The organism is Rossellomorea sp. NS-SX7 (genome assembly GCF_052828565.1).
Genome location: NZ_CM128249.1, coordinates 2,565,264 through 2,585,877, shown reverse-complemented (window position 1 = coordinate 2,585,877; position 20,614 = coordinate 2,565,264). Strand labels below are relative to the sequence as shown.

Genomic DNA, 20,614 nt, shown 5'->3' with positions numbered 1-20,614 from the left:
CTAGTACTCGTAGGACAAAACAACCAAGTTTCTTAGGGGGAATTTAGGAATGAAAAGCTTTAAACGTTTAGCAATGACAGCAATGGTTGGTTCAGCACTTCTATTAGGTGCCTGTGGTGCAGGCGGTGGAGCTGAAAGTAATGGTGAACAACTTTCTGGAACTGTAAAAGTGGATGGATCTTCCACTGTCGCTCCGATCGCTGAAGCGATCAACGAAGAATATGCTGGAGTTCAACCGGATGTTAAAGTTTCAATCGGTGTTTCTGGTTCAGGCGGAGGATTTGAAAAATTCATCGCTGGTGAAACAGACCTATCGAATGCTTCCCGTCCGATCAAAGATGAAGAAAAGACAAGCCTTGAAGAAGCTGGAATTGATTTTACAGAATTTAAAGTAGCAAACGACGGACTTTCTGTCGTAGTAAATAAAGAAAATGACTGGGTTGAAGAGATGACGATGGAAGATCTCAGAAAACTTTGGTTAGAAGATGGAAAGACAAAAAAATGGTCTGACATCAATCCAGAATGGCCGGATGAAGAAGTGAAATTCTATTCTCCAGGAACAGATTCTGGAACGTATGATTTCTTCCATGAAGAAGTACTGGAAGAGAAAGATATGGTGAGACAGAACATCCAGCTTTCAGAAGACGATAATGTCCTTGTTACAGGTGTGACTGGTGACAAAAATGCGATTGGATTCTTTGGATATGCACATTATTTAGCAAATAAAGACCAACTCAAAGTCGTTAAGATCGATGGTGTGGAACCGACAAATGAATCAGTTGAAAGTGGAGATTACCCACTATCACGCCCGCTGTTCGTATATGCAAAAAATGAATCAATGAAAAACAATGAAGCTGCTTACGATTACATGAAGTACACGCTTGAAAATGCCGGTGCAATGGCAGAAGCAGTAGGATATGTAAGCCTGCAAGAAGACATGTACAAGGAAGCATTGAAAAAATTAGAAGGTCTTAAGAAGTAATTACCGGTACTAAGTTAAATGATCAGGGGTGAGAAGCGTTGATCGCTTCTCATCTTGTCATGTGGATGAAAGGGGTTTGCAATTATGGCTACAGGTTCAAAAAAATCATACTCTGTATCGGAGATGATTGAACAAAATAGTAGTAAGGGTTTTAATCTGAAAATCGAAAAAGCGATACCTTGGATATTATTTGCTATAGCAGGGGTTTCAGTATTAACTACACTCGGAATTGTTTTTACGTTGATTTTTGAAACAATGACATTCTTTTCACGAGTTTCATTATTTGATTTTATCACTGGGACCAAATGGTACCCGTTCTCAATTGAAAACCCGAATTATGGAATTCTCCCATTGATTTCTGGGACATTGAAAATAACGGGAATCGCCGTTTTGGTGGCTGTACCGATAGGGCTTGCATCTGCCATTTATTTGAGTGAGTATGCAACAGATCGTTCAAGAAGATTCATTAAACCGATATTGGAGGTTCTGGCAGGTATCCCGACAATCGTTTACGGATTCTTTGCGCTGACCTTCGTTACACCTTTTTTGAAAAACTTTATGCCTGAGTTAAGTATTTTTAATGCTCTGAGCCCGGGGATCGTCGTAGGTGTCATGATCATCCCTATGATTGCATCCTTATCTGAAGATGCGATGTCGTCAGTACCGAACTCAATCCGGGAAGGGGCACTTGCGATGGGTGCTACTAAGCTTGAAGTAGCTATTAAAGTGGTGCTTCCTGCTGCTGTTTCAGGTATTGTGGCATCAGTTGTTCTTGCCATTTCGCGTGCAATCGGGGAAACCATGATCGTGACCGTTGCCGCAGGAGCAACACCAAGTCTATCTTGGAACCTGACAGATTCCATTCAGACGATGACATCTTATATTGTGCAGGTAAGTACAGGTGATGCCGGTTATGGAACCACGATTTACTACAGTATCTATGCTGTTGGTTTCACACTGTTCTTATTTACTCTGGCAATGAACTTGCTTGCTCAATACATCTCTAAGCGATTCAGAGAGGAGTATTAATGTATGAAGCATATCAATCAGGAAAATGTTTTGAAAAAAATGACGTCACGATTAGCTGTCAACCAGATTTTTCGTGCACTATTCTTCCTGGCCACTTTATTTGGCCTGGTGGTATTGGCGGTATTACTATATCGGGTATTCACTCAAGGAATTGGCTATCTTGATCTTCAGTTCTTACAGAGTGTAGGATCAAGATTCCCTGAAAAAGCAGGTATATATGCTGCATTGATCGGTTCCCTTTGGTTAATGGCAGTGGTGGTGGTCGTTTCGTTCATTCTAGCTGTAGGAACCGCTATTTATTTAGAAGAATACGCAAAGCAGAATAGAGTCAATAACTTTATCAAGGTGAACATTTCAAACCTGGCAGGTGTTCCTTCTGTTGTGTTCGGTCTGCTTGGATTGACGATCTTTGCCCGTATGTTTGCATTGGGCCAGAGTGTCCTTGCCGCAGGATTGACGATGAGTTTATTGATTTTACCGGTTATCATTGTAGCTGCACAGGAAGCGGTCAGGGCAGTACCGAAAGATCTGCGTGATGCTTCTTATGCGATGGGTGCGACGAAATGGCAGACGATTATACGTGTTGTCTTACCAGCTGCAATCCCCGGTATTTTAACGGGGAGCATCCTGGCTTTCTCCAGAGCAATCGGAGAAACGGCTCCGCTGGTTGTATTGGGTGTACCAACCATCCTGTTATTTACACCTGCATCGATCATGGATACGTTCACCGCGCTTCCTATGCAGATTTATGACTGGACAAGAAGACCACAGGCAGCCTTCCATGATGTAGCATCAGCTGGAATCATCATACTCCTGCTTCTGCTATTATTCATGAACTCGGTTGCAGTATTCATACGCAATAAGTTTCAAAATCGCTTCTAATTTTTAAGGATGATAAGGTTTTAATTGGATGAAGGAGGCTTTCAACATGCAAACGATAAAAACAGAAATCAATGAAAACATCGTCACTACAGGATCGAAAAAACCGGTCTATCAAACAAAACAACTGAATTTATGGTATGGAACACACCATGCTTTGAAAAATATCGACTTGGATATTATGGAAAATGAGGTTACTGCCATCATCGGTCCATCAGGATGCGGAAAATCGACTTATATCAAAACATTAAATCGAATGATCGAATTGATCCCAAGCGTGAAGACTTCAGGGGATATCATGTATCGCGACCGTAATATCTTTGAGAAAAATTACCGTGTGGAAGAACTGCGTACAAAGGTAGGAATGGTCTTTCAAAAACCGAATCCATTCCCGAAATCGATTTATGACAATATCGCGTATGGTCCACGTACCCACGGCATCAAAAACAAAAAGGTTCTTGATGAAATCGTGGAAAAAAGCTTGCGCGGAGCTGCTATCTGGGATGAAGTGAAGGACCGCTTGAACACGAATGCATACGGATTATCAGGCGGACAGCAGCAGCGTATCTGCATTGCAAGATGTCTTGCGATCGAGCCGGATGTCATTCTGATGGATGAGCCGACATCAGCACTTGACCCGATCTCTACTCTTAAGGTCGAAGAACTGGTCCAGGAATTAAAAACGGACTACAGCATCATAATCGTTACTCATAATATGCAGCAGGCAGCGCGTATCTCAGATCGTACAGCTTTCTTCTTGAACGGGGAAGTTGTAGAATTTGATAAAACGGACAAAATTTTCTCCACTCCATCTGATAGACGTACGGAAGATTATATTTCCGGCCGATTTGGATGATGAATTAATGTTGTTGTTTAGTTGATTTACCGGTTCTAGCTGTTGATTGGAGTGCAAGACGAAGACTCCTGCGGGAAAAGCGAGACCCCGCAGGAGCGCAGCGACGAGGAGGCTCACCGGCCGCCCGCGGAAAGCGAAGTCTTGCACGGAATCGGGCAGCGGTGTTAGTAGAACGATATCAGTAATAAACAAGAACAGAGGGAAAAGGAAGGGGTATGACTATGTCAGTTAGAGGTCATTTTGATGCAAATCTAAAAGAACTTCAAACAAAGCTTATGGAACTTGGAAATATCGCAAAGGCATCTCTTGAAAGAAGTATCAAGGCACTTGAAGAAAAAGATGTGGATACAGCACTTGCCATCATTGAAGGTGATCAAAAAGCGGATGATCTCGAAGAAGAGATCAATGACCTTGCTATTCTTCTAATCGCCAAGCAGCAGCCTGTTGCGACTGACTTAAGAAGGGTCATCGTCGCAATTAAAATTGCTTCTGATTTAGAACGGATTGCGGATTACGCTGTCAATGTTGCGAAATCTACCATCCGTATCGGCAGTGAGCCACTGATCAAGCCAATACACCATATAAAAGAAATGCATGGTATCACATCAGAAATGATTGGTTTGACACTGGAGTCCTTCGTTGAAGAAGATGTTGTAAAAGCGAAGAAAATCGCAGAAATGGATGATAAGGTGGATGATTTATACGGAGAAACCATTCAGGAACTTCTTGCGTTAAATAAAGAAAAGCCTGAGTTCACTGCACAAATTACACAGCTTTCATTCATTTGCCGCTATTTAGAAAGAGCAGCAGATCACACAACCAATATTGCCGAAGGTGTCTTTTATTTAGTCAAAGGACGCCGTTATGATTTGAACGAATAGAAAAAACAAGCTGTCCGGGTTTCCGGGCAGCTTGTTTTCTGTTTACTATTTCGTAATCAGTTTTGCGAGTTCCTCGACTGTCATCTCCGAGTTAACAAGAAAATCACCGATTTGAATGGTGTCGGCATAACCATTGTCTACAATATATTGGACAAACTGCTCATCTTCACTGATGATGTTGGCTTCCTTCAGTTTTCCTTCGATGTCGGCAGGTGTCATTCCTGCTTTGATCGTTAACGTCAATTGATACTTTTCACTTTGGGATGGCGGATTTTGCACTTCTCTTTCCGCCTTATATGTATCCAGCTGTTCTTTAAGTGCTGAAATTTCTCTATCTTTCGCTTTTATCTCGGATTCATTAACAATGATGCTGCCTTCAGGGATGGAATCGGAAAGGAAAGAAGAACTACTGTTAAAATAAAGGCTGTATAAGAAAATAATAGCGGTGGTAAACAAAATACCGGCTGAAAAAGCCCTAGTTGTCTGTTTGTTCATAATAGCTCCTTTCTATAGGGTTGAAATGATGGTTTGAACATCCGATTTGGAAAGGGCTGATTGTTTTGCGATTTGTTCCAAAGGGATCCCTTGTTGATAGAGGGCGATGACTTGATTACGTACCACTTCGTGAACCCGTTTCTTAACCATGGGAGTACGCTTTATCGATGCCTCTCCGTCCATCATAAGTTCCTCCTCAAGTACTCTCAGCCTTTTCTTCATTTGATAATTCTCCTGAAGGATCGTCATCGATAGATCTTCCACTTCTTTTTCAATTGCCGCGTACCGGTCTTTTTGAAAAAAAGAAAGAATGAATAATAGGATGGAAAAGCCCAGTAATCCCAATAGCAGTATTTCCAAAATTATCACCTCATGATGGTTTGTTCTTTCTTATTTATAGCATAGAAAGGAAGCGTTCTCTAGAGAAGCAAAGAAATAATTTGTAAAATATCCAATTAATTTGTCAAAGCGTTTTGATGCTTATCTTATAAAAATTGTCGTAACATAAATGAAACCGCTTCATTTGTGGGTTTTTGGAGGTGTTAATCAATTATTTGAAAGATTTTCTGCATAAATTCATTGGTTTTATCATCTTAAACAAGAAACGACAAAATGCGTTTATTGTAGGTTTTTGAATAGGGTGTTACGATTAATTTAAGAATAATTGTCATAATATTTAGATGAATTCATATACTACTCGTTTAAAGCTTGGAGGGTTATCTATGCTAAATGAAATAATCAAAATGAGAGAGCAGGGAATTTCATTCAGGAAAATTGCCAAAGAACTGGATACGACTGTAGGGAAGGTCCAATATCAATGGGTGAAGTATCAAAAAATGATGGAAACAGGAGAAGTGAAATCAGCGGGAACACAAACTGTATTAAAGCAATCGGATAAACGAACTGGAAGGGTAAAGAAAAAGGCAGTCCTAAAATCGGTAAAACTTAAAACAAAGCCATTTGTCCATGACTTCACGATTACATACTCAACCGGATCAAGAATTTATTGTTATTGGACGATTACACCAAAGTGGCTGGATCATATGAAAGCCCACTTCAGCCTGGACGGTGCATCCCCTTTCGTTCTCAGATTATATGATATCACCTCAATCACCTTTAATGGACATAACCACCACTCTTACATGGACTCGTACGTCCCTGTATCAGAATCAGACTGGTTCATTAATGGCCTTAAAGAGAATAGAAGCTATTGCATGGATTTGGGAATACGTTTATCTTCAGGTGAATTCATTGCCATCAAGCGTTCGAATGTCATTCATACACCAAGGACGACTTGGGAAGCGGAATACCATAGTTTGAGAGAATTAAAAGAATTTGAACAAGGAAGAATGAAGGAACCTAAATGGGTGGAGCATGTCAGCACCTACTCTTATTATGTGATGAATCAGGAGGATAAAGGATGAGTTCCAGGCAAACTGTGATGATTTTACCCAAATTTCAAGAACCAATCATGGATATGGAAGATAAAAAAGAATGTGAACAAAGGTGCACAGTCCTATTTAAAGAACATTTACAACTGATTACGCTGCTGAATGGTCATGATGGAGAACCCATTCCTGTCATCATGGAGCCATTAGCATTGTGTTTCTTTTCGACTGAAGAGTTCATCGATGCGGCAGATTCATTTTTGCAGGGGATGCTCAGAAGGGAAGAAGAAAAAGAAAAGTGGGTCCACATATATTCACAGTGGATGAATTGGAATAAAAACCTGTCAGAAGCTTATAAAAACCTGATGGAAGAAGGGAAAACAGTCCTTATTCCGACTGCCTTAAATGAGATTCCCCTGACACATTACCGGACATCACGAGGAATGGAACTCCAGGTGAAAGTAAGCATTGAGATTTTCAAGGAATATTTGGGGGTAAGCCCGGTTTTTTTCTGGCTGCCACAGGCTGCATATCTGCCAGGTCTGGACCTTTACTTGATCAAGGAAGGTATAGAAGCTTCCTTTATCTCCTCCTTTTCCTGCAAGTTCAGCGAAAAAGAGAGGGCAGATGCTGAAATTCTCCGAAGTCCAAGAGGGTTGAAATTGATACCGGTTTTTGATGAGGATCATCAGGATCAGGTGATAAAAGAAAGAACTCAAGGCATCTCCCTTGTGACCTGTAAGTTGGATGGCCGTGAAAAGCCTGTGCTGAGCGGACATTCTTCATCTTTGGAAGGCTGGCTGCATGCTCCTTCTTCGCTTGCAAGAATTGGATTTGGTTATTTAGGAATGGAAGGGCAAACCCCGATATTACAGGACGCAGCGATGAAGAATATGAGAAAAGTGCATAACATGGAAGAAACTTTGGAGAAAATGCTATCTGGAATGGAAATGAATCGTTCTGGATCCCATCAGCTGTCGAGGGAATTCATTTCTGCCCTTCAGGGATTGAACGTGAAAGAATTGGATACTTCTCATTTTAACCGGATCGCTTCACTCATCATCGATGGGGACTCTGATGATCACTTCTTTTACCATCGAAATAAAGTGAATCCACTTCCGTCGGATGAACTTTTGGGCACATGCCTCAGGGAACAAAGGTCCAGTTCACAAGAGGAAAAACGTGATGCCGTTCTGATTCTCAGCTGGGAATATCCACCTAACATAGTGGGAGGTCTCTCCCGCCATGTATATGATTTAGCAAATAATCTGGTCAAGAAGGGGAAAAGGGTGCATGTCCTCACTGCGAGGTCCAAGGATTCTCTCCCTTATGAAACAGTCGAAGGGGTGACGATCCACCGTGTACATCCATTGCACCCATATGAGGAGAATTTCTTTAATTGGGTGTTTGACCTGAATCAAGCCTTTGTCCACTATGCACATGAACTGATTTCAAAGGAGAAAATCACTCACATTCATGCACATGACTGGATTGTGTCGACATCTGCAATCAAATTAAAGGAATTTCACTCCCTGCCGTTGATCACGACCATACACGCGACTGAACACGGCAGAAATCAGGGGATCTATACGGAGCTGCAGCAGAAGATTCATCAGGAAGAACAAATGTTGGTTTCTGCTTCTGACCATTTAATTGTGTGCAGTGATCATATGAAGGAAGAAGTAAGATCGTTGTTCACTTTTGAGGCACCCATCGAGGTAATCCCAAATGGGGTTGAATTAGAAAGACTTGAGCACCTGTCCTCTGAGCATTCCATAGAGGAAAAAAGGCCATACTTCTTCTCAATCGGGAGGATGGTGCATGAAAAAGGATTTGAAACACTTATTCGTGCGGCTTCCCTTTTGAAAGGCGAAGGACACGAAGTCTCGTTCATCATCGCCGGCAAAGGGCCGATGTTGGAGCATTACCGTCAGATTGTGCAGAATGAACATCTCGACGATATGGTGTTCTTCACAGGTTTCATTTCTGACGAGAAGAGAAACAGTTATCTGAAAAACTGCCTGGCAGTCATTTTCCCGAGTCTTTATGAACCATTCGGAATTGTTGCCCTGGAGGCAATGGCTTTTAGAAAAGGGGTCGTAGCTTCGGATACGGGCGGTCTAAAAAGCATTGTGAAGCATGAGCATACCGGTCTGGTATTTCAACCTGACAATGAATTCAATCTGTATACACTTCTCCTCTCATTGATAAACGACCCGGAAAAATCCGAACGATTGGGTGAGAAGGGGTTCAGGATGGCAAAATCCTTGTTCAGCTGGGAGCGGATCGCCGATCAGACGATGCATGTGTATGAGGATGTGCTCCTCCAAGCCAAAGTAGAAGGACTACGGTGATGAAGGCAGTCATCTTAGCAGGAGGAGAAGGGAAGCGGCTGAGACCTTATACGATTTCAGTCGCTAAGCCAATGGTGCCAATTCTTAATAAGCCCATACTCGAATACAGCATTAATCTGCTGCGTTCATACGGCATTAAAGATATCCTCATCACGACTTGCTATAAAAGCGATACGATCAAAGAGTATTTCGGAAACGGAAGGCGATTTCATGTAAATATCACCTATTTGGAGGAGAGAAAGCCGCTCGGGACCGCAGGAGGAATCTTTTTGGCAAAACATCTCTTGGAGGAACCTTTTCTTGTCCTTAGCGGAGATGCCTTCACCAATATTCCCATTGATCAGGTAATAAACTTTCACCACAGCAAAAAAGCGGCCATGACGCTGGTGTCAAAGGAAGTACCAGACCCAAGGGAATATGGGGTCTGTTATACCGATCAAAGCAGGAGACTTATCGATTTCGTGGAAAAACCCTCTGCATGGGAAGGGAATGAGGTCAATACAGGGGTGTATATGGTCGAGCCATTCCTTCTTAAGAAATATTCACGGAAAGGTGCCCTTGATTTCAGTCAGGACCTGATTCCTTCCCTTCTTAAAAACGATGATGCGGTATACGTATTCAAAACAAATGCCTATTGGAGAGATATCGGAAATCCTGAAGAATACAAAAAAGCACGTGAAGATCTGATGCGTGGCCAGTTCACTCCGGAGAAGGCGCCGAGTTTTTCAAGAAAGATCGATACAGCCGTTCTTGATCCTTTCATCACCAGAGTGCAGGTAGCTTGCCCAAAAGTGAAAAAGCCATTCGTACTCGCAAAACTGCTGGAATCAGTATCAGTCCCCGCCATGGAAGAGGAAGAACTCATGATCGAGCACCGTGATGGGGGATGGACAAAAATAGTCAGTGACCCTGATAGAGGATTCATTATCTATTCAAAAGCAGATCGGAGAAATCTGGCGAGGGAGCTTGCCAGATACTATGGGAAGAAAATAAAAACATGGCAAAAGGTGTAGAGGCTGATGAATAATAATCGGAATAAGAAATTTCATATTCAAGGAATCGCCTGGAAGGATTCTGGTTCATATATTCCTCTTGGGAAATCGAGTACTCCGTTCAATGGGATTAAAGTCAATCTGTCTGAAGGGAAGGAGAATTGGGGGGAATCGCTGACGTTTGAATTTGAAAACAGTACGAAGGAAACCCGAAAGTTGAAAGTTTTCTTCCTTGTGGAATGGCTCTCCTGCTGCGAGGATACAATAGGCGTTCTATCCCTCTCGAAAAATGCTTTCTATAATTACAGTAAAAGTGATATGGCCATGTCCAATGTGGTATCCAGTGCAGATCATGTTAAAAAATCCGTTTACCCTTTGAATTTAAAAGGCTTGCAGCTGTGGAAAAGGTCGCTGAAAAATGGCAGTCTCTATTACTATCCAATCACAAACGGCCTTCACATGATGGTGTATATGCTGGAATATACATTCAAGCCGTTTGAAGTGAAACAAGGGAAGCTATTCGCTGTGGAAGGCGCTTTGCAGGGGGAAGGATTAAATTTCACCGATAGAATGAAAAACGGACTAGCATTTCAGCACGAAAAGTGATATTATAGAAAAGTCGTATGAATAGATGAAGATAGTGAAGTTTGGAGGGAAATAATAATGCGTGTAAACATTACTTTAGCTTGCACAGAAACTGGTGAGCGTAACTATATTACTACAAAGAACAAGCGTAACAACCCAGACCGTTTAGAGCTAAAAAAATATTGCCCGAAATTAAAGCGTGTGACTCTTCACCGCGAAACGAAATAAGCAGCCGGATTTTATCCGCTGCTTTTTTTTTTACTCAACCCCTTGATTACCCTTTCGGAAAAATACTTATTAGCGGGTTCCTCTGTTGTTATAATAGATACAGAAAAGGAGGGATTTCATGGATAAAAAAGCAATGAGAAGAGATCAGCTTGCAGCTTTGATGGCGATTTCACAATTGGAATATGAACAAAAATGTCATGGGATAGAACAAAGACTATTTCAATCCCATGGATGGAAGAATAGTGATGTCATAGCGGTCACGATATCTAAGCCCCCTGAGGTAAATACATGGAACATCATTAAAAGGGGCTGGGAAGAAGGAAAGAAGGTATGTGTTCCAAAGTGCAAGCCTTCTACCAGAGAATTAACTTTTTATGAGCTGAGTTCTTTTACCGCTCTTGAAAAAGTCTATTATGATCTATTTGAACCTATTCCTTCCCTTACCAATACAGTACATAACGAAACCATTCAGACAGTGATTGTCCCTGGGCTGGCCTTTACCGAAAAAGGGTACCGTCTCGGTTTTGGAGGAGGTTATTATGACCGCTTTCTTTCAGGATATAAAGGGCGAACAATGTCATTGGCATTCAGTGAGCAATTGGTCAAGAGTCTCCCTGTTGAATCATTTGATCAACCTGTGGATGAAATCATAACAGAAAGTGCCCTTATTCAGTGTGGATAAACCTATGATGGCAGTATGTTTGATTGTTCTGCTTGTTTCATATGGAGGATGGAAAACAAAAAATCTGAGCTTATCCGGAGCCCTGTCCGCCTTCCTGATGGGATGTATCATCAGCTATTTCTATCATTGGAAGGGTCTCTTGTTAATAGGATCTTTTTTTCTGAGTTCCAGCATATGGTCAAAACTATTTTCTGCTTCAAAAGAAGAGATAGATGGCCGGCTGGCGAAGACTTCTGTGCGTGATTGGCAGCAAGTATGGGCCAATGGAGGACCGGCAGCCCTTTTCATCATCTTATTCCAAATCACGGGCAGTGAGTGGTGGCTATACTCATTTGCAGCGGCTGTCGCTGCTGCTAACTCAGATACATGGGCATCTGAGATCGGACCATTGAGCAGGAAAGACCCTGTATCGATAAGATATTTCAAGAGAGTGGAAAAAGGAACTTCAGGTGCAGTATCTGTGGTCGGCACGGCCGCGGCATTAGCGGGTGCCACATTTATCTCCCTATTGTTTTTTGTCATTGAAGGTTCATTCCAATGGTCATATTTCATCCTGATCAGCGCTGCAGGCTTCCTTGGGAATATGTTTGATACAGTTGCAGGGGCATATTGGCAGGAGGAATTCACATGCAACGTTTGTAAATCCTCCACCGAATCCGCTCTTCACTGTGGCTCGCCTGCCGTCAGAAGCAAAGGATTTGCGTGGATGAATAATGAAAGTGTCAACTTTCTTTCGAGTCTCCTGGCGGGGGCAGCTGTTATCCTATTCCTGCGATAACCGATGGATAAACTGCATCCTTATGAACCAAACTATTCCCAGGAGGGATAAATATGAACGGATGGACCAAATGGCTCGTTCTTGGCAGTTTGATTTTATTTGTGATACCTAACCGATATCGTATACTCAATCTGCTCCTCAAGAGTATATTCATTCGGCGCTTTGCTGTAAAAGGGGCAATGAGCATCCCGGGGTTACGCGCGAAATTCATGCAAAGTACATTCCGCTAGAAAAAAGGCTGTATGAGAGGTGTATCCTCTTGTGCAGCTTTTTTTGGCACATTGGATGCTTATGGGCCATATAGCTTTACATCATAAAAATGGAAAGGGTATAGTAGCATTAAATGAAGATGCCTGAAGAACCGGCATGCACCTGCAAAATCAAAGAAAGTAGTTGATGTAGTGAATCTAAAATATCATTACCTTTTTTGGAAGGTAGCACTATTTCTTATCGAAGAGAAACAGTACAGGATACTGAATCTTTCTCAGGAGCAGGACGAAATCTGGTTTGAGACTACTGCCTTGAAAGAGCCGGATGTCATCAGGCTGCGCCTGAAGGATCTTGATTGGGGTTCATGGCTGGAAAGGGATATTGAACATACCGTCCAAAATGCAGATAGAATCCGCAGAAAGAGACGGAAAAGACGTTTAAAGATGAAAAATGTATACATAAGCACCTACCCTCCAGTAGATGGTGGAGAAGAGTTTTTCAATGAACATGGTGCGTCAGAAAATGATAAATTGATGGTACATTCCATTCTGATAGAAGAATCGATGGGAAGTGAAAGGTTGAAGAGCGACCCATTATTCAGTGATGGGGAATGGGACCTTCCTCCAGAGGTGCTGGAAGCGAACGTGGAATGGGTGAAAAAGAGGGCAGTGAGTGCCTCTGCGAAACAGATTCAAAAAGAAAGGCAATTGTTTGAGAAGGGGAAACCGTTTTTTACCTATCTATTCATTGCTGTCCAACTGATCATGTTTGCCGTATTGGAGATGAATGGGGGAAGTCAGAACCCTCAAACGTTAATCGAATATGGGGCGAAATATAATCCATTGATCATTGAGGGTGAATGGTGGAGACTTGTAACCCCGATCTTTTTACACATCGGGGTGCTGCATCTGCTCATGAACACACTTGCTCTCTACTATTTGGGCAACGCGGTAGAAAAAATATACGGACGCATCCGTTTTGTTTTCGTCTATATGCTTTCAGGTATTGCCGGCTCTTTTGCCAGCTATCTTTTCACGGCGAACCTTTCCGCCGGTGCCAGTGGAGCCATCTTTGGATGTTTCGGGGCCCTTCTTTACTTTGGTGTGTTATACCCGAAGATTTTCTTTCGTACAATGGGCACCAACATCATAGCCGTCATCTTACTGAATCTGGCTTTTGGTTTTACCATTCCCGGTATTGATAACGCAGGTCATCTCGGTGGTTTAGCAGGTGGTTTTCTTGCAGCAGGTATTGTAAGTGTTCCGGGGTTATTCCGCCCTTTGAGACAGCTGCTCATTTTACTGGTCACCGTAGTGACTGTTGGAATGCTGTATGCGAACGACCGGCAGGCAGCTCCTTCCGAATGGGATATCAACACTGTCAATGGTGTTGCTCAGGAGAAAATCACAGACAGTGAGTGGACGGAAGCTGAAGACTTATTGAATGAAGTCATCAAAGAAGGTTCTCCTAATGCAGAGACCTATTTTTACCTATCTTATGCTGAAATCAAGCTTGGAAAAGCAGAAGCTGCCATAGATCATCTGATGAGTGCACTTGAATTAAGAGATGATTTTCATGAAGCACATTACAATCTGGCCCTGCTCCTGATTGACAGAGGCGATCGTGATGCGGCTCTCTCACATGCCAAAAAGGCTTATGACTTGAACGGGCAGGAGGATAAATATAAAAAGCTTGTCAATGAATTAGAGTGAGACCTTTAAACAGGCGCGATTCGCTGTCTAAGTAATGAAGGACTCCCGTTCTTTTCAATCAGAAGGACAAGAACTTCTTTTTTATCTTTTTTCACTAAAACAAGGGGGATGGTGCTGTCGAGTGAATCGGCAATTGTACCATCTTCCTTTTTTATCCCTAAATAATAATTTTTATATAGACCCTCCCATAGGTTCCCTATAAGACGTTCCCACTCCTCGTTGTCAAACCCTTCCAGCGGCGTCTCTTCCATGCTTGGCAATTCCGTTAATGGAATGGCGGTATATTCTTCAATAGGAATTCCGAGCGATTCAATCCCTTTTTCCCATAAAAAATCCAATTGCTGAGATGAGACACGGTCAAGGATGGTCTTCCATTCTCTTTCTGCATCTGTATCCGGCTCTCTGAAAGAATTCAACGGACTGAAGTTGGAATCTATTACATAAAGCTTATCTTCTGACATCTTTTGCGCACTCGTATACTTATCATCGTTTTCATGAATTTCAGAGTAATGGAAAGATAACGCTTGTAAAAGGCTGCTCTCTTTTCCTTTGATCGATTCTTCCTGGACTATCTGGTCGGTATCTTGTTCCCACTCATTCATTTTTCCCTTCAGTCTTCCATTGATGAATAGAAAACCTACATCTTGACGCAGGTAGGCTGGCGTATCCAGCTTAGAAGAGGTCTTCCATTTCACTTCATACACATTATCTTTTTTCTCAGGAACAAGCGTGAGGAGGGTGGAAACAGACTCATATGTAATCGTTTCATTGATAGGAAAAAAGATTATGCTCTCCTCAGTCCGAGGCTGATAGATGAACTCGATTCCGATGGCTAGAATCACCATAAGAACCAGGAATGGAATAGCATCCAGTACTTTCTGTTTCATATCGTTCACTCCAATGGGTTTGTCCGGTTGTTAATGCATATGTCGTTGGAGGGTTTAATATGTTTCGATGTATGATTTGTCTTTGCATTGTCTAGTATGGTAAAGATGGTAAATCATGTTAACGGATTAGGAGTGAAGGCTGAATGACGAAGGAGAAAAAGCCTGTCTCTGCGAGGATAGAAGAAAATACGCGTTATCTTAAAGAAGCTTTAGCTGTTGATAAAAGTTTTGACGTCATACAGCTGGATTTAGAATATGCCGAACGGAAAATGGCAATGTTTTTAGTGGATGGATTCGTTAAAGATGATATCATGCACTATTTAATGAAGCTGTTATCAGGGTTGAGTCCGGAGCAATTGGAAGAAGATGCCCTGCATAAACTATTAAAGACATACATCCCTTATATCGAAATCGAGCAAGTGGACGATCTGAACCAAGTCATAGATATGGTGCTCGCTGGCCCCACAGCGCTAGTGGTGGATGGCATTGACAAGGTCATTATCATCGATGCCAGAACGTACCCGGTCAGAGGACCGCAGGAACCGGATATCGAAAGAGTCGTCAGGGGTTCGAGGGACGGTTATGTAGAGACGATTGTATTCAACACGGCACTTACGAGAAGAAGGGTGCGGGATCCTTCCCTCCGCATGGAATACATGCAGATAGGGAGAAGGTCGAAAACCGATATTGTCGTGTCTTATCTGGAGGACATTGCGGATCCCGAGTTAGTGAAGAAAATCAAGGATGCCATCTCGAAAATCGATACCGATGGACTGCCGATGGGGGAAAAAACACTGGAAGAGTATATATCTGGGAGACATTGGAATCCCTATCCCATGGTAAGGTATACGGAGAGACCGGATACCGCTGCTTCTCATTTATATGAAGGGCATGTCATCATCATGGTCGATGGTTCCCCGAGTGTATTGATCACGCCTACAACCTTCTGGCATCATTTGCAGCATGCCGAGGAATACCGGAACAAGCCTTCCGTTGGGGCCTACCTGCGTTTTGTGAGATTTATCGCAGTGTGGAGTTCGATATTTTTACTTCCTCTCTACTATTTATTTGCCATTCACCCGGAATTGCTTCCGGATCAACTTAGTTATGTAGGGCCGAATGAAACAGGAGAGGTTCCGTTATTTCTACAGTTCTTACTGATCGAGATCGGAATTGATATACTGAGGATGGCCGCCATCCATACACCATCCTCACTCGCCACAGCGTTAGGATTAGTGGCTGCCTTGATGATTGGCCAGGTGGCTGTCGAGGTAGGGTTGTTCATTAACGAAGTGATCCTGTACCTTGCGATTGCAGCAATCGGTACGTTTGCCACACCTAGCTATGAGCTCAGCCTGGCAAACCGCCTCGTACGGATCTTTCTGCTGGCGGCGACTTCCCTGTTCGGTGTTTATGGATTCGTGATCGGCGTCATGGCTTGGTTAATCGCATTATCAAGGCTTAAGTCATTTGACATCCCATATATGTGGCCATTCATCCCATTTAACTTCAGGGCATTCAGGGACGTATTCCTTCGTTCGCCGATGCCCCTCAAAAACAGAAGACCGCGCTTTCTGCATCCGAAGGATCCGGATCGCTAGGAAAGTATTGAAATGAAGACTTCCAGGGGGATTATACCTTCAGTGGAAGTCTTTTTTGCTTCTTAAAATTATTCGTTCTTTTAAAGTTTCCTTATTTGATTGGTGCTGAAACGTTGCAAACATCAACATAGAGTGGATTGGAGCGGAAGGCACTTGACTCCGGCGGGATATGAGGAAAGGTCGAGACTTGTCCAGCTGTGGCGGCTAGCCCCTCGAGGTCATGAGATAAATGGACCATGAAGGCCAAAAACGCCTTCACAGCCCATTCATCTTATGCTTGTCGGGGCTGAACGAGCCGCCACAGCTTTTCTATCCCGCAGGAGCGCAGCGACGAGGAGGCTCGACTTCCTCCCTTGGGAATCTTGTGCCTGCAGCGGAAAGGAACGGTCAACGATATAGTTTTGACGCAATTCTTTCGAAAAATTGTATCATATTAGTGTGAAGAAAGAATTGAGAACACCCTGGATTTATCATATACTTTAGTGTGAAGAAAGAAAGCAGGTGTAAGAATGAAAACGATTTATGATATCCAGCAGTATCTCAAATCCTACGGTACGATTATTTATGTTGGACATCGTCTTTCAGACCTGCAGCTAATGGAAGACGAGCTGAAAGAGCTGTATAAATCCCAGTTGATCGAGACAAGGGATTTCCAGACGGCTTTGTTATTATTAAGGCAGGAAATAGCAATAGAGAAAGAAAAACAAGACAAATAAGGGTGATACTATGACGGAAAAATGGCTGGTTGGAGTCGACTTAGGCGGCACTACAACCAAAATTGCATTCTTAAGCAAATACGGTGAACTGTTACATAAATGGGAAATCCCAACTGATAAATCCGATAATGGCAAGAACATCATCGTCGATATAGCCAAGGCAATCGACCGAAAACTTGAAGAACTTGATCAGACAAAAGACAAACTGGTCGGGATCGGCATGGGGGCACCGGGCCCTGTGGATATGGCAAAGGGTATCATTTATGAAGCCGTAAACCTGGGCTGGGATAAAAACACTCCATTAAAGGATCTCCTGGAAGTAGAAACAGGTTTGCCGGCTGTCATCGATAATGATGCAAATTGTGCAGCTTTAGGTGAGATGTGGAAAGGTGCAGGAGATGGAGCCAAAGATCTTGTCTGCGTCACACTTGGAACAGGTGTAGGCGGAGGTGTCATCACCAACGGAGATATCGTGCATGGAGTAAGAGGAGCAGGCGGGGAAATCGGCCATATTACAGTCGTTCCTCAAGGCGGTTTTCAATGCAATTGCGGAAAGACCGGCTGTCTTGAAACGGTGGCATCGGCAACAGGTGTCGTTCGTCTCGCAAATGAAAAATTAGAATCAACTTCCACTCAATCGGCATTGAGGGATCTTCGGGACGAAAATGATATGATCAGTGCCAAGGATGTCTTTGATGCAGCTAGAAACGATGATGAATTAGCGAAGAGCGTTGTCGACCAGCTGGCTTTTTATCTTGGGCTGGCATTGGCGAATCTGGGTAACGTATTGAATCCTGAAAAGATCGTGCTCGGCGGAGGTGTGTCTAAAGCAGGAGATATTTTATTGAAGCCGGCTGTAAACTATTTTGAACAATTTGCTTTCCCTACAGTTAAGACATCAACAGGATTGAGCATCGCGACACTAGGCAATGACGCAGGTGTGATCGGCGCAGCCTGGCTCGTGAAAAATAAAATTTGACTCTTGTCGAAGTAAAGGGAGTTCCCATGAGGGGGCTCTTTTTTTATTTTGGGAAAAGATATGAATTTAGTAGAGGGTGAGCAGATAAGGCTGCCCATTTTACTGAAATAGGTTTGTGGGCCAAAAGGTTCATTTTGAATTAAATTGGACAAATTGAAACTTTTAACTGTTTTAAACGTCTAATAGTATGGGTAAGAGAATAAGGTGTAAAATATCATTTTACATCAGTTGTATTAATTTGGGTTTGACGTTTTGTAAAAAAAGTATTAAGATAACTCATGGTTCTATTTTAAAAATCCCTTATTTTACCAGGGATAAATTTACATTAAGTGTTACATACGAAGGACCGGCGTAAGTAGCAAGGAGGTAACAGTAATGAACACAAACAGGATTCCAAAGGTTCCTTTAATCATCATAGCAGCATTACTCCTTTGGATAAAAACGTACATTGTCTATAAAACTAGTTTTGATATAAAAATAGAAAATACGATTCAGGAAATCATACTCTTTATGAATCCGTTAGGTTTCTTATTGTTTGTATTCGGGATCGGACTATTGATGAAGAAAGATAAATCGAGAACCCGTTATATCATCATCATGAGTTTCTTATTGTCCTTCATCCTCTATGGGAATGTTGTCTTTTATCGATTCTTCGATGATTTCTTGACACTCCCTGTCTTATTCCAAACAAGCAACTTCTCTGATTTAGGAGGCAGTGCAAGTGCCATCATGGGTTGGAAAGATCTGTTTTACTTCCTTGATGTAATTGTATTGATTGCACTCATTAAATTCATTCCTAACCGGTTCGCACTTGAAAATTACAGCCGTGCGAGCAGAAGAGCATATTTCTTAGTGGCTACAGCACTTGTATTCTTTAACCTTGGCCTGGCAGAATCGGAAAGACCTCAGCTTCTTACACGGACATTTGACCGTGAGATGCTTGTTAAGAACATCGGAACATACAACTACCATATCTATGATATATTCTTGCAATCAAAGTCTTCTGCTCAAAGAGCATTGGCAGACGGCAGTGAGCTTGCAGGTATTGACAACTATGTCCGGGCAAACTACATTAAGCCTGACGATGACATGTTCGGAATCGGGAAAGACAAGAACCTGATCATCGTATCAATGGAATCCCTCCAGAACTTTGTCATCAACGAGAAAGTGAATGGAGAGGAAATTACACCGTTTTTAAATGACTTTATTGGGGAAAGCTATTACTTTGATAACTTCTATCATCAAACACAGCAGGGAAAAACGTCAGATTCTGAGTTTCTACTGGATAACTCCCTTTACCCGCTTAACCGCGGGGCAGTCTTCTTCACTCACTCAGGTAACCAGTTTGACTCAATGACGGAAAAGCTTAATGCGAATGGGTATTATACAACTGCGATGCACGCCAATAATAAAAGCTTCTGGAATCGTGACATCATGTATGATTCTTTAGGATATGAGCGTTTCTATTCATTGCCTGATTATGAGGTAACAGATGAAAACTCCGTTAACTGGGGATTGAAGGATATACCATTCTTCGAACAATCGATTCAACATATGAAAGAAATGCCGAAACCTTTCAGTACGAAAATGATTACGTTGACGAACCATTATCCATTCACTCTGGACGAAGAAGATAAGTTAGTGGATCCATACACGTCTAAAGACGGCACTGTGAACCGCTACTTCCAGACAGTGCGTTATATGGATGAATCATTGAAAAACTTTATTGCTGATTTGAAGGAATCAGGGCTGTACGAAGACTCTGTCATCGTCATGTATGGAGATCACTATGGCATCTCTGAGAACCATGATACGGCAATGGGGCAATATCTCGGCAAAGAAGTAACTCCTCTCGTGAGTACTCAACTGCAAAGGGTGCCGCTCATCATCCATGTCCCTGGTCAAGAAGGTAAGACGATTTCCAAAGTCTCTGGTCAAATCGACCTGAAACCGACGATTTTACACTTGTTGGGCATCGATACAAAGAAAGACATTCAATTCGGAGCAGACCTCTTCTCCGAGCAGCATGAAGATTTTGCGATTCTTCGAGACGGGCGTTTCATATCGAAAGATTATGTATATGCCGGAGAAAAATGCTGGGATAAAAATACGGAAGAAGAAACAGAAATGAACTTCTGTAAACCATATCAGGAGCGTGCAGCAGAAGAATTGGAGTACTCAGACAAAATTATTTACGGTGACCTGCTTCGCTTTTATGAAGCAACGGAGTACCGGGACGAAGATCAACAATAGACGAAAGCCTGTGAATATGAATCACAGGTGCCTGCGAAACATATCGCAGGTACCTGCGAATCATTCGCAGGCTTTTTTTTGTCATGAAATAAAGAGTCCTTCATATGAGTAAGTAAGGATGGTATTG

Annotated in this window: 21 protein-coding genes; 18 read left to right on the top strand and 3 right to left on the bottom strand. The window is 42.5% G+C overall.

Annotated elements, in window-relative coordinates; all coding sequences use genetic code 11:
- The first annotated feature begins 49 nt into the window (after positions 1-49).
- From ACUXV2_RS12990 to phoU, 5 genes are all read left to right on the top strand, one after another.
- Complete coding sequence (locus ACUXV2_RS12990) at positions 50-982, top strand: PstS family phosphate ABC transporter substrate-binding protein (protein ID WP_446243614.1); 933 nt, start codon at positions 50-52, stop codon at positions 980-982.
- Between the two features lie 123 nt (positions 983-1,105).
- Positions 1,106-2,011 carry a phosphate ABC transporter permease subunit PstC gene (gene pstC / locus ACUXV2_RS12985; RefSeq protein ID WP_446247070.1) on the top strand — a complete coding sequence of 302 codons (906 nt, stop codon included), beginning with the start codon at positions 1,106-1,108 and terminating at the stop codon, positions 2,009-2,011.
- 3 nt (positions 2,012-2,014) lie between these two features.
- Positions 2,015-2,893, top strand: a complete 879-nt coding sequence (pstA, locus tag ACUXV2_RS12980; protein ID WP_446243613.1) for a phosphate ABC transporter permease PstA — start codon at positions 2,015-2,017, stop codon at positions 2,891-2,893.
- A gap of 46 nt (positions 2,894-2,939) precedes the next feature.
- Positions 2,940-3,746, top strand: a complete 807-nt coding sequence (pstB, locus tag ACUXV2_RS12975) for a phosphate ABC transporter ATP-binding protein PstB (protein WP_446243612.1) — start codon at positions 2,940-2,942, stop codon at positions 3,744-3,746.
- A 221-nt stretch (positions 3,747-3,967) separates the two neighbouring features.
- Positions 3,968-4,627 carry a phosphate signaling complex protein PhoU gene (phoU, locus tag ACUXV2_RS12970; protein WP_446243611.1) on the top strand — a complete coding sequence of 220 codons (660 nt, stop codon included), beginning with the start codon at positions 3,968-3,970 and terminating at the stop codon, positions 4,625-4,627.
- Between the two features lie 45 nt (positions 4,628-4,672).
- Here the strand turns inward: phoU and ACUXV2_RS12965 are convergent, their stop codons facing one another.
- Together ACUXV2_RS12965 and ACUXV2_RS12960 are read right to left on the bottom strand one after the other, a co-directional pair.
- On the bottom strand, positions 4,673-5,122 hold the full coding sequence (locus tag ACUXV2_RS12965; RefSeq protein WP_446243610.1) for a hypothetical protein: 450 nt from the start codon (positions 5,120-5,122) through the stop codon (positions 4,673-4,675).
- Positions 5,123-5,134: 12 nt separating this feature from the next.
- Positions 5,135-5,482: a helix-turn-helix domain-containing protein gene (locus ACUXV2_RS12960; RefSeq protein WP_446243609.1), complete on the bottom strand. Its 348-nt coding sequence runs from the start codon at positions 5,480-5,482 to the stop codon at positions 5,135-5,137.
- Between the two features lie 362 nt (positions 5,483-5,844).
- Here ACUXV2_RS12960 and ACUXV2_RS12955 point away from each other — a divergent pair, with 362 nt between their 5' ends.
- The 9 genes from ACUXV2_RS12955 (at position 5,845) to ACUXV2_RS12915 (ending at position 14,051) form a co-directional block, all read left to right on the top strand.
- Positions 5,845-6,546: a DUF4912 domain-containing protein gene (locus ACUXV2_RS12955; RefSeq protein ID WP_446243608.1), complete on the top strand. Its 702-nt coding sequence runs from the start codon at positions 5,845-5,847 to the stop codon at positions 6,544-6,546.
- Entirely contained in the window at positions 6,543-8,864 is a 2,322-nt protein-coding gene (locus ACUXV2_RS12950; RefSeq protein WP_446243607.1) for a glycosyltransferase, read from the top strand. Before ACUXV2_RS12955 ends, ACUXV2_RS12950 begins: the two co-directional genes overlap by 4 nt.
- Complete coding sequence (locus ACUXV2_RS12945) at positions 8,864-9,877, top strand: nucleotidyltransferase family protein (RefSeq protein WP_446243606.1); 1,014 nt, start codon at positions 8,864-8,866, stop codon at positions 9,875-9,877. The genes ACUXV2_RS12950 and ACUXV2_RS12945 overlap by 1 nt, the downstream gene beginning before the upstream one ends.
- Positions 9,878-9,883: 6 nt before the next feature.
- Positions 9,884-10,462, top strand: a complete 579-nt coding sequence (locus ACUXV2_RS12940; RefSeq protein WP_446243605.1) for a hypothetical protein — start codon at positions 9,884-9,886, stop codon at positions 10,460-10,462.
- Positions 10,463-10,519: 57 nt separating this feature from the next.
- Complete coding sequence (gene rpmG / locus ACUXV2_RS12935) at positions 10,520-10,669, top strand: 50S ribosomal protein L33 (protein WP_064091498.1); 150 nt, start codon at positions 10,520-10,522, stop codon at positions 10,667-10,669.
- A 118-nt stretch (positions 10,670-10,787) separates the two neighbouring features.
- Positions 10,788-11,351, top strand: coding sequence for a 5-formyltetrahydrofolate cyclo-ligase (locus tag ACUXV2_RS12930; RefSeq protein ID WP_446243604.1), 564 nt, complete (start codon positions 10,788-10,790; stop codon positions 11,349-11,351).
- Positions 11,352-11,355: 4 nt separating this feature from the next.
- Positions 11,356-12,129 (top strand): DUF92 domain-containing protein, encoded by a 774-nt coding sequence (locus ACUXV2_RS12925; RefSeq protein WP_446243603.1) that lies wholly within the window; start codon positions 11,356-11,358, stop codon positions 12,127-12,129.
- Between the two features lie 53 nt (positions 12,130-12,182).
- On the top strand, positions 12,183-12,359 hold the full coding sequence (locus ACUXV2_RS12920) for a hypothetical protein (protein WP_446243602.1): 177 nt from the start codon (positions 12,183-12,185) through the stop codon (positions 12,357-12,359).
- 171 nt (positions 12,360-12,530) lie between these two features.
- Positions 12,531-14,051, top strand: coding sequence for a rhomboid family intramembrane serine protease (locus ACUXV2_RS12915; protein WP_446243601.1), 1,521 nt, complete (start codon positions 12,531-12,533; stop codon positions 14,049-14,051).
- Between the two features lie 5 nt (positions 14,052-14,056).
- On the opposite strand, the gene ACUXV2_RS12910 is transcribed toward ACUXV2_RS12915, so the two are convergent.
- Positions 14,057-14,938 (bottom strand): hypothetical protein, encoded by an 882-nt coding sequence (locus ACUXV2_RS12910; RefSeq protein ID WP_446243600.1) that lies wholly within the window; start codon positions 14,936-14,938, stop codon positions 14,057-14,059.
- Between the two features lie 143 nt (positions 14,939-15,081).
- On the opposite strand from ACUXV2_RS12910, the gene ACUXV2_RS12905 reads away from it, so the two are divergent.
- From ACUXV2_RS12905 to ACUXV2_RS12890, 4 genes are all read left to right on the top strand, one after another.
- The gene (locus ACUXV2_RS12905; protein WP_446243599.1) at positions 15,082-16,539 is read left to right on the top strand and encodes a spore germination protein; all 1,458 of its coding nucleotides are present in this window, start codon (positions 15,082-15,084) and stop codon (positions 16,537-16,539) included.
- A 509-nt stretch (positions 16,540-17,048) separates the two neighbouring features.
- Positions 17,049-17,255: a YqgQ family protein gene (locus ACUXV2_RS12900; protein WP_446243598.1), complete on the top strand. Its 207-nt coding sequence runs from the start codon at positions 17,049-17,051 to the stop codon at positions 17,253-17,255.
- Between the two features lie 10 nt (positions 17,256-17,265).
- Positions 17,266-18,234, top strand: a complete 969-nt coding sequence (locus ACUXV2_RS12895) for an ROK family glucokinase (RefSeq protein WP_446243597.1) — start codon at positions 17,266-17,268, stop codon at positions 18,232-18,234.
- A 375-nt stretch (positions 18,235-18,609) separates the two neighbouring features.
- Positions 18,610-20,487, top strand: coding sequence for an LTA synthase family protein (locus ACUXV2_RS12890; protein WP_446243596.1), 1,878 nt, complete (start codon positions 18,610-18,612; stop codon positions 20,485-20,487).
- Positions 20,488-20,614: the final 127 nt, after the last annotated feature.

Excerpts from the sequence above, each read along its gene's own strand:
- ACUXV2_RS12990 (WP_446243614.1), top strand. The coding sequence starts at position 50 with ATGAAAAGCTTTAAACGTTTAGCAATGACAGCAATGGTTGGTTCAGCA.
- pstC (WP_446247070.1), top strand. The coding sequence starts at position 1,106 with ATGATTGAACAAAATAGTAGTAAGGGTTTTAATCTGAAAATCGAAAAA.
- pstA (WP_446243613.1), top strand. The coding sequence starts at position 2,015 with ATGAAGCATATCAATCAGGAAAATGTTTTGAAAAAAATGACGTCACGA.
- pstB (WP_446243612.1), top strand. The coding sequence starts at position 2,940 with ATGCAAACGATAAAAACAGAAATCAATGAAAACATCGTCACTACAGGA.
- phoU (WP_446243611.1), top strand. The coding sequence starts at position 3,968 with ATGTCAGTTAGAGGTCATTTTGATGCAAATCTAAAAGAACTTCAAACA.
- ACUXV2_RS12965 (WP_446243610.1), bottom strand. The coding sequence starts at position 5,122 with ATGAACAAACAGACAACTAGGGCTTTTTCAGCCGGTATTTTGTTTACC.
- ACUXV2_RS12955 (WP_446243608.1), top strand. The coding sequence starts at position 5,845 with ATGCTAAATGAAATAATCAAAATGAGAGAGCAGGGAATTTCATTCAGG.
- ACUXV2_RS12950 (WP_446243607.1), top strand. The coding sequence starts at position 6,543 with ATGAGTTCCAGGCAAACTGTGATGATTTTACCCAAATTTCAAGAACCA.
- ACUXV2_RS12945 (WP_446243606.1), top strand. The coding sequence starts at position 8,864 with ATGAAGGCAGTCATCTTAGCAGGAGGAGAAGGGAAGCGGCTGAGACCT.
- ACUXV2_RS12940 (WP_446243605.1), top strand. The coding sequence starts at position 9,884 with ATGAATAATAATCGGAATAAGAAATTTCATATTCAAGGAATCGCCTGG.
- rpmG (WP_064091498.1), top strand. The coding sequence starts at position 10,520 with ATGCGTGTAAACATTACTTTAGCTTGCACAGAAACTGGTGAGCGTAAC.
- ACUXV2_RS12930 (WP_446243604.1), top strand. The coding sequence starts at position 10,788 with ATGGATAAAAAAGCAATGAGAAGAGATCAGCTTGCAGCTTTGATGGCG.
- ACUXV2_RS12925 (WP_446243603.1), top strand. The coding sequence starts at position 11,356 with ATGATGGCAGTATGTTTGATTGTTCTGCTTGTTTCATATGGAGGATGG.
- ACUXV2_RS12920 (WP_446243602.1), top strand. The coding sequence starts at position 12,183 with ATGAACGGATGGACCAAATGGCTCGTTCTTGGCAGTTTGATTTTATTT.
- ACUXV2_RS12910 (WP_446243600.1), bottom strand. The coding sequence starts at position 14,938 with ATGAAACAGAAAGTACTGGATGCTATTCCATTCCTGGTTCTTATGGTG.
- ACUXV2_RS12905 (WP_446243599.1), top strand. The coding sequence starts at position 15,082 with ATGACGAAGGAGAAAAAGCCTGTCTCTGCGAGGATAGAAGAAAATACG.
- ACUXV2_RS12900 (WP_446243598.1), top strand. The coding sequence starts at position 17,049 with ATGAAAACGATTTATGATATCCAGCAGTATCTCAAATCCTACGGTACG.
- ACUXV2_RS12895 (WP_446243597.1), top strand. The coding sequence starts at position 17,266 with ATGACGGAAAAATGGCTGGTTGGAGTCGACTTAGGCGGCACTACAACC.
- ACUXV2_RS12890 (WP_446243596.1), top strand. The coding sequence starts at position 18,610 with ATGAACACAAACAGGATTCCAAAGGTTCCTTTAATCATCATAGCAGCA.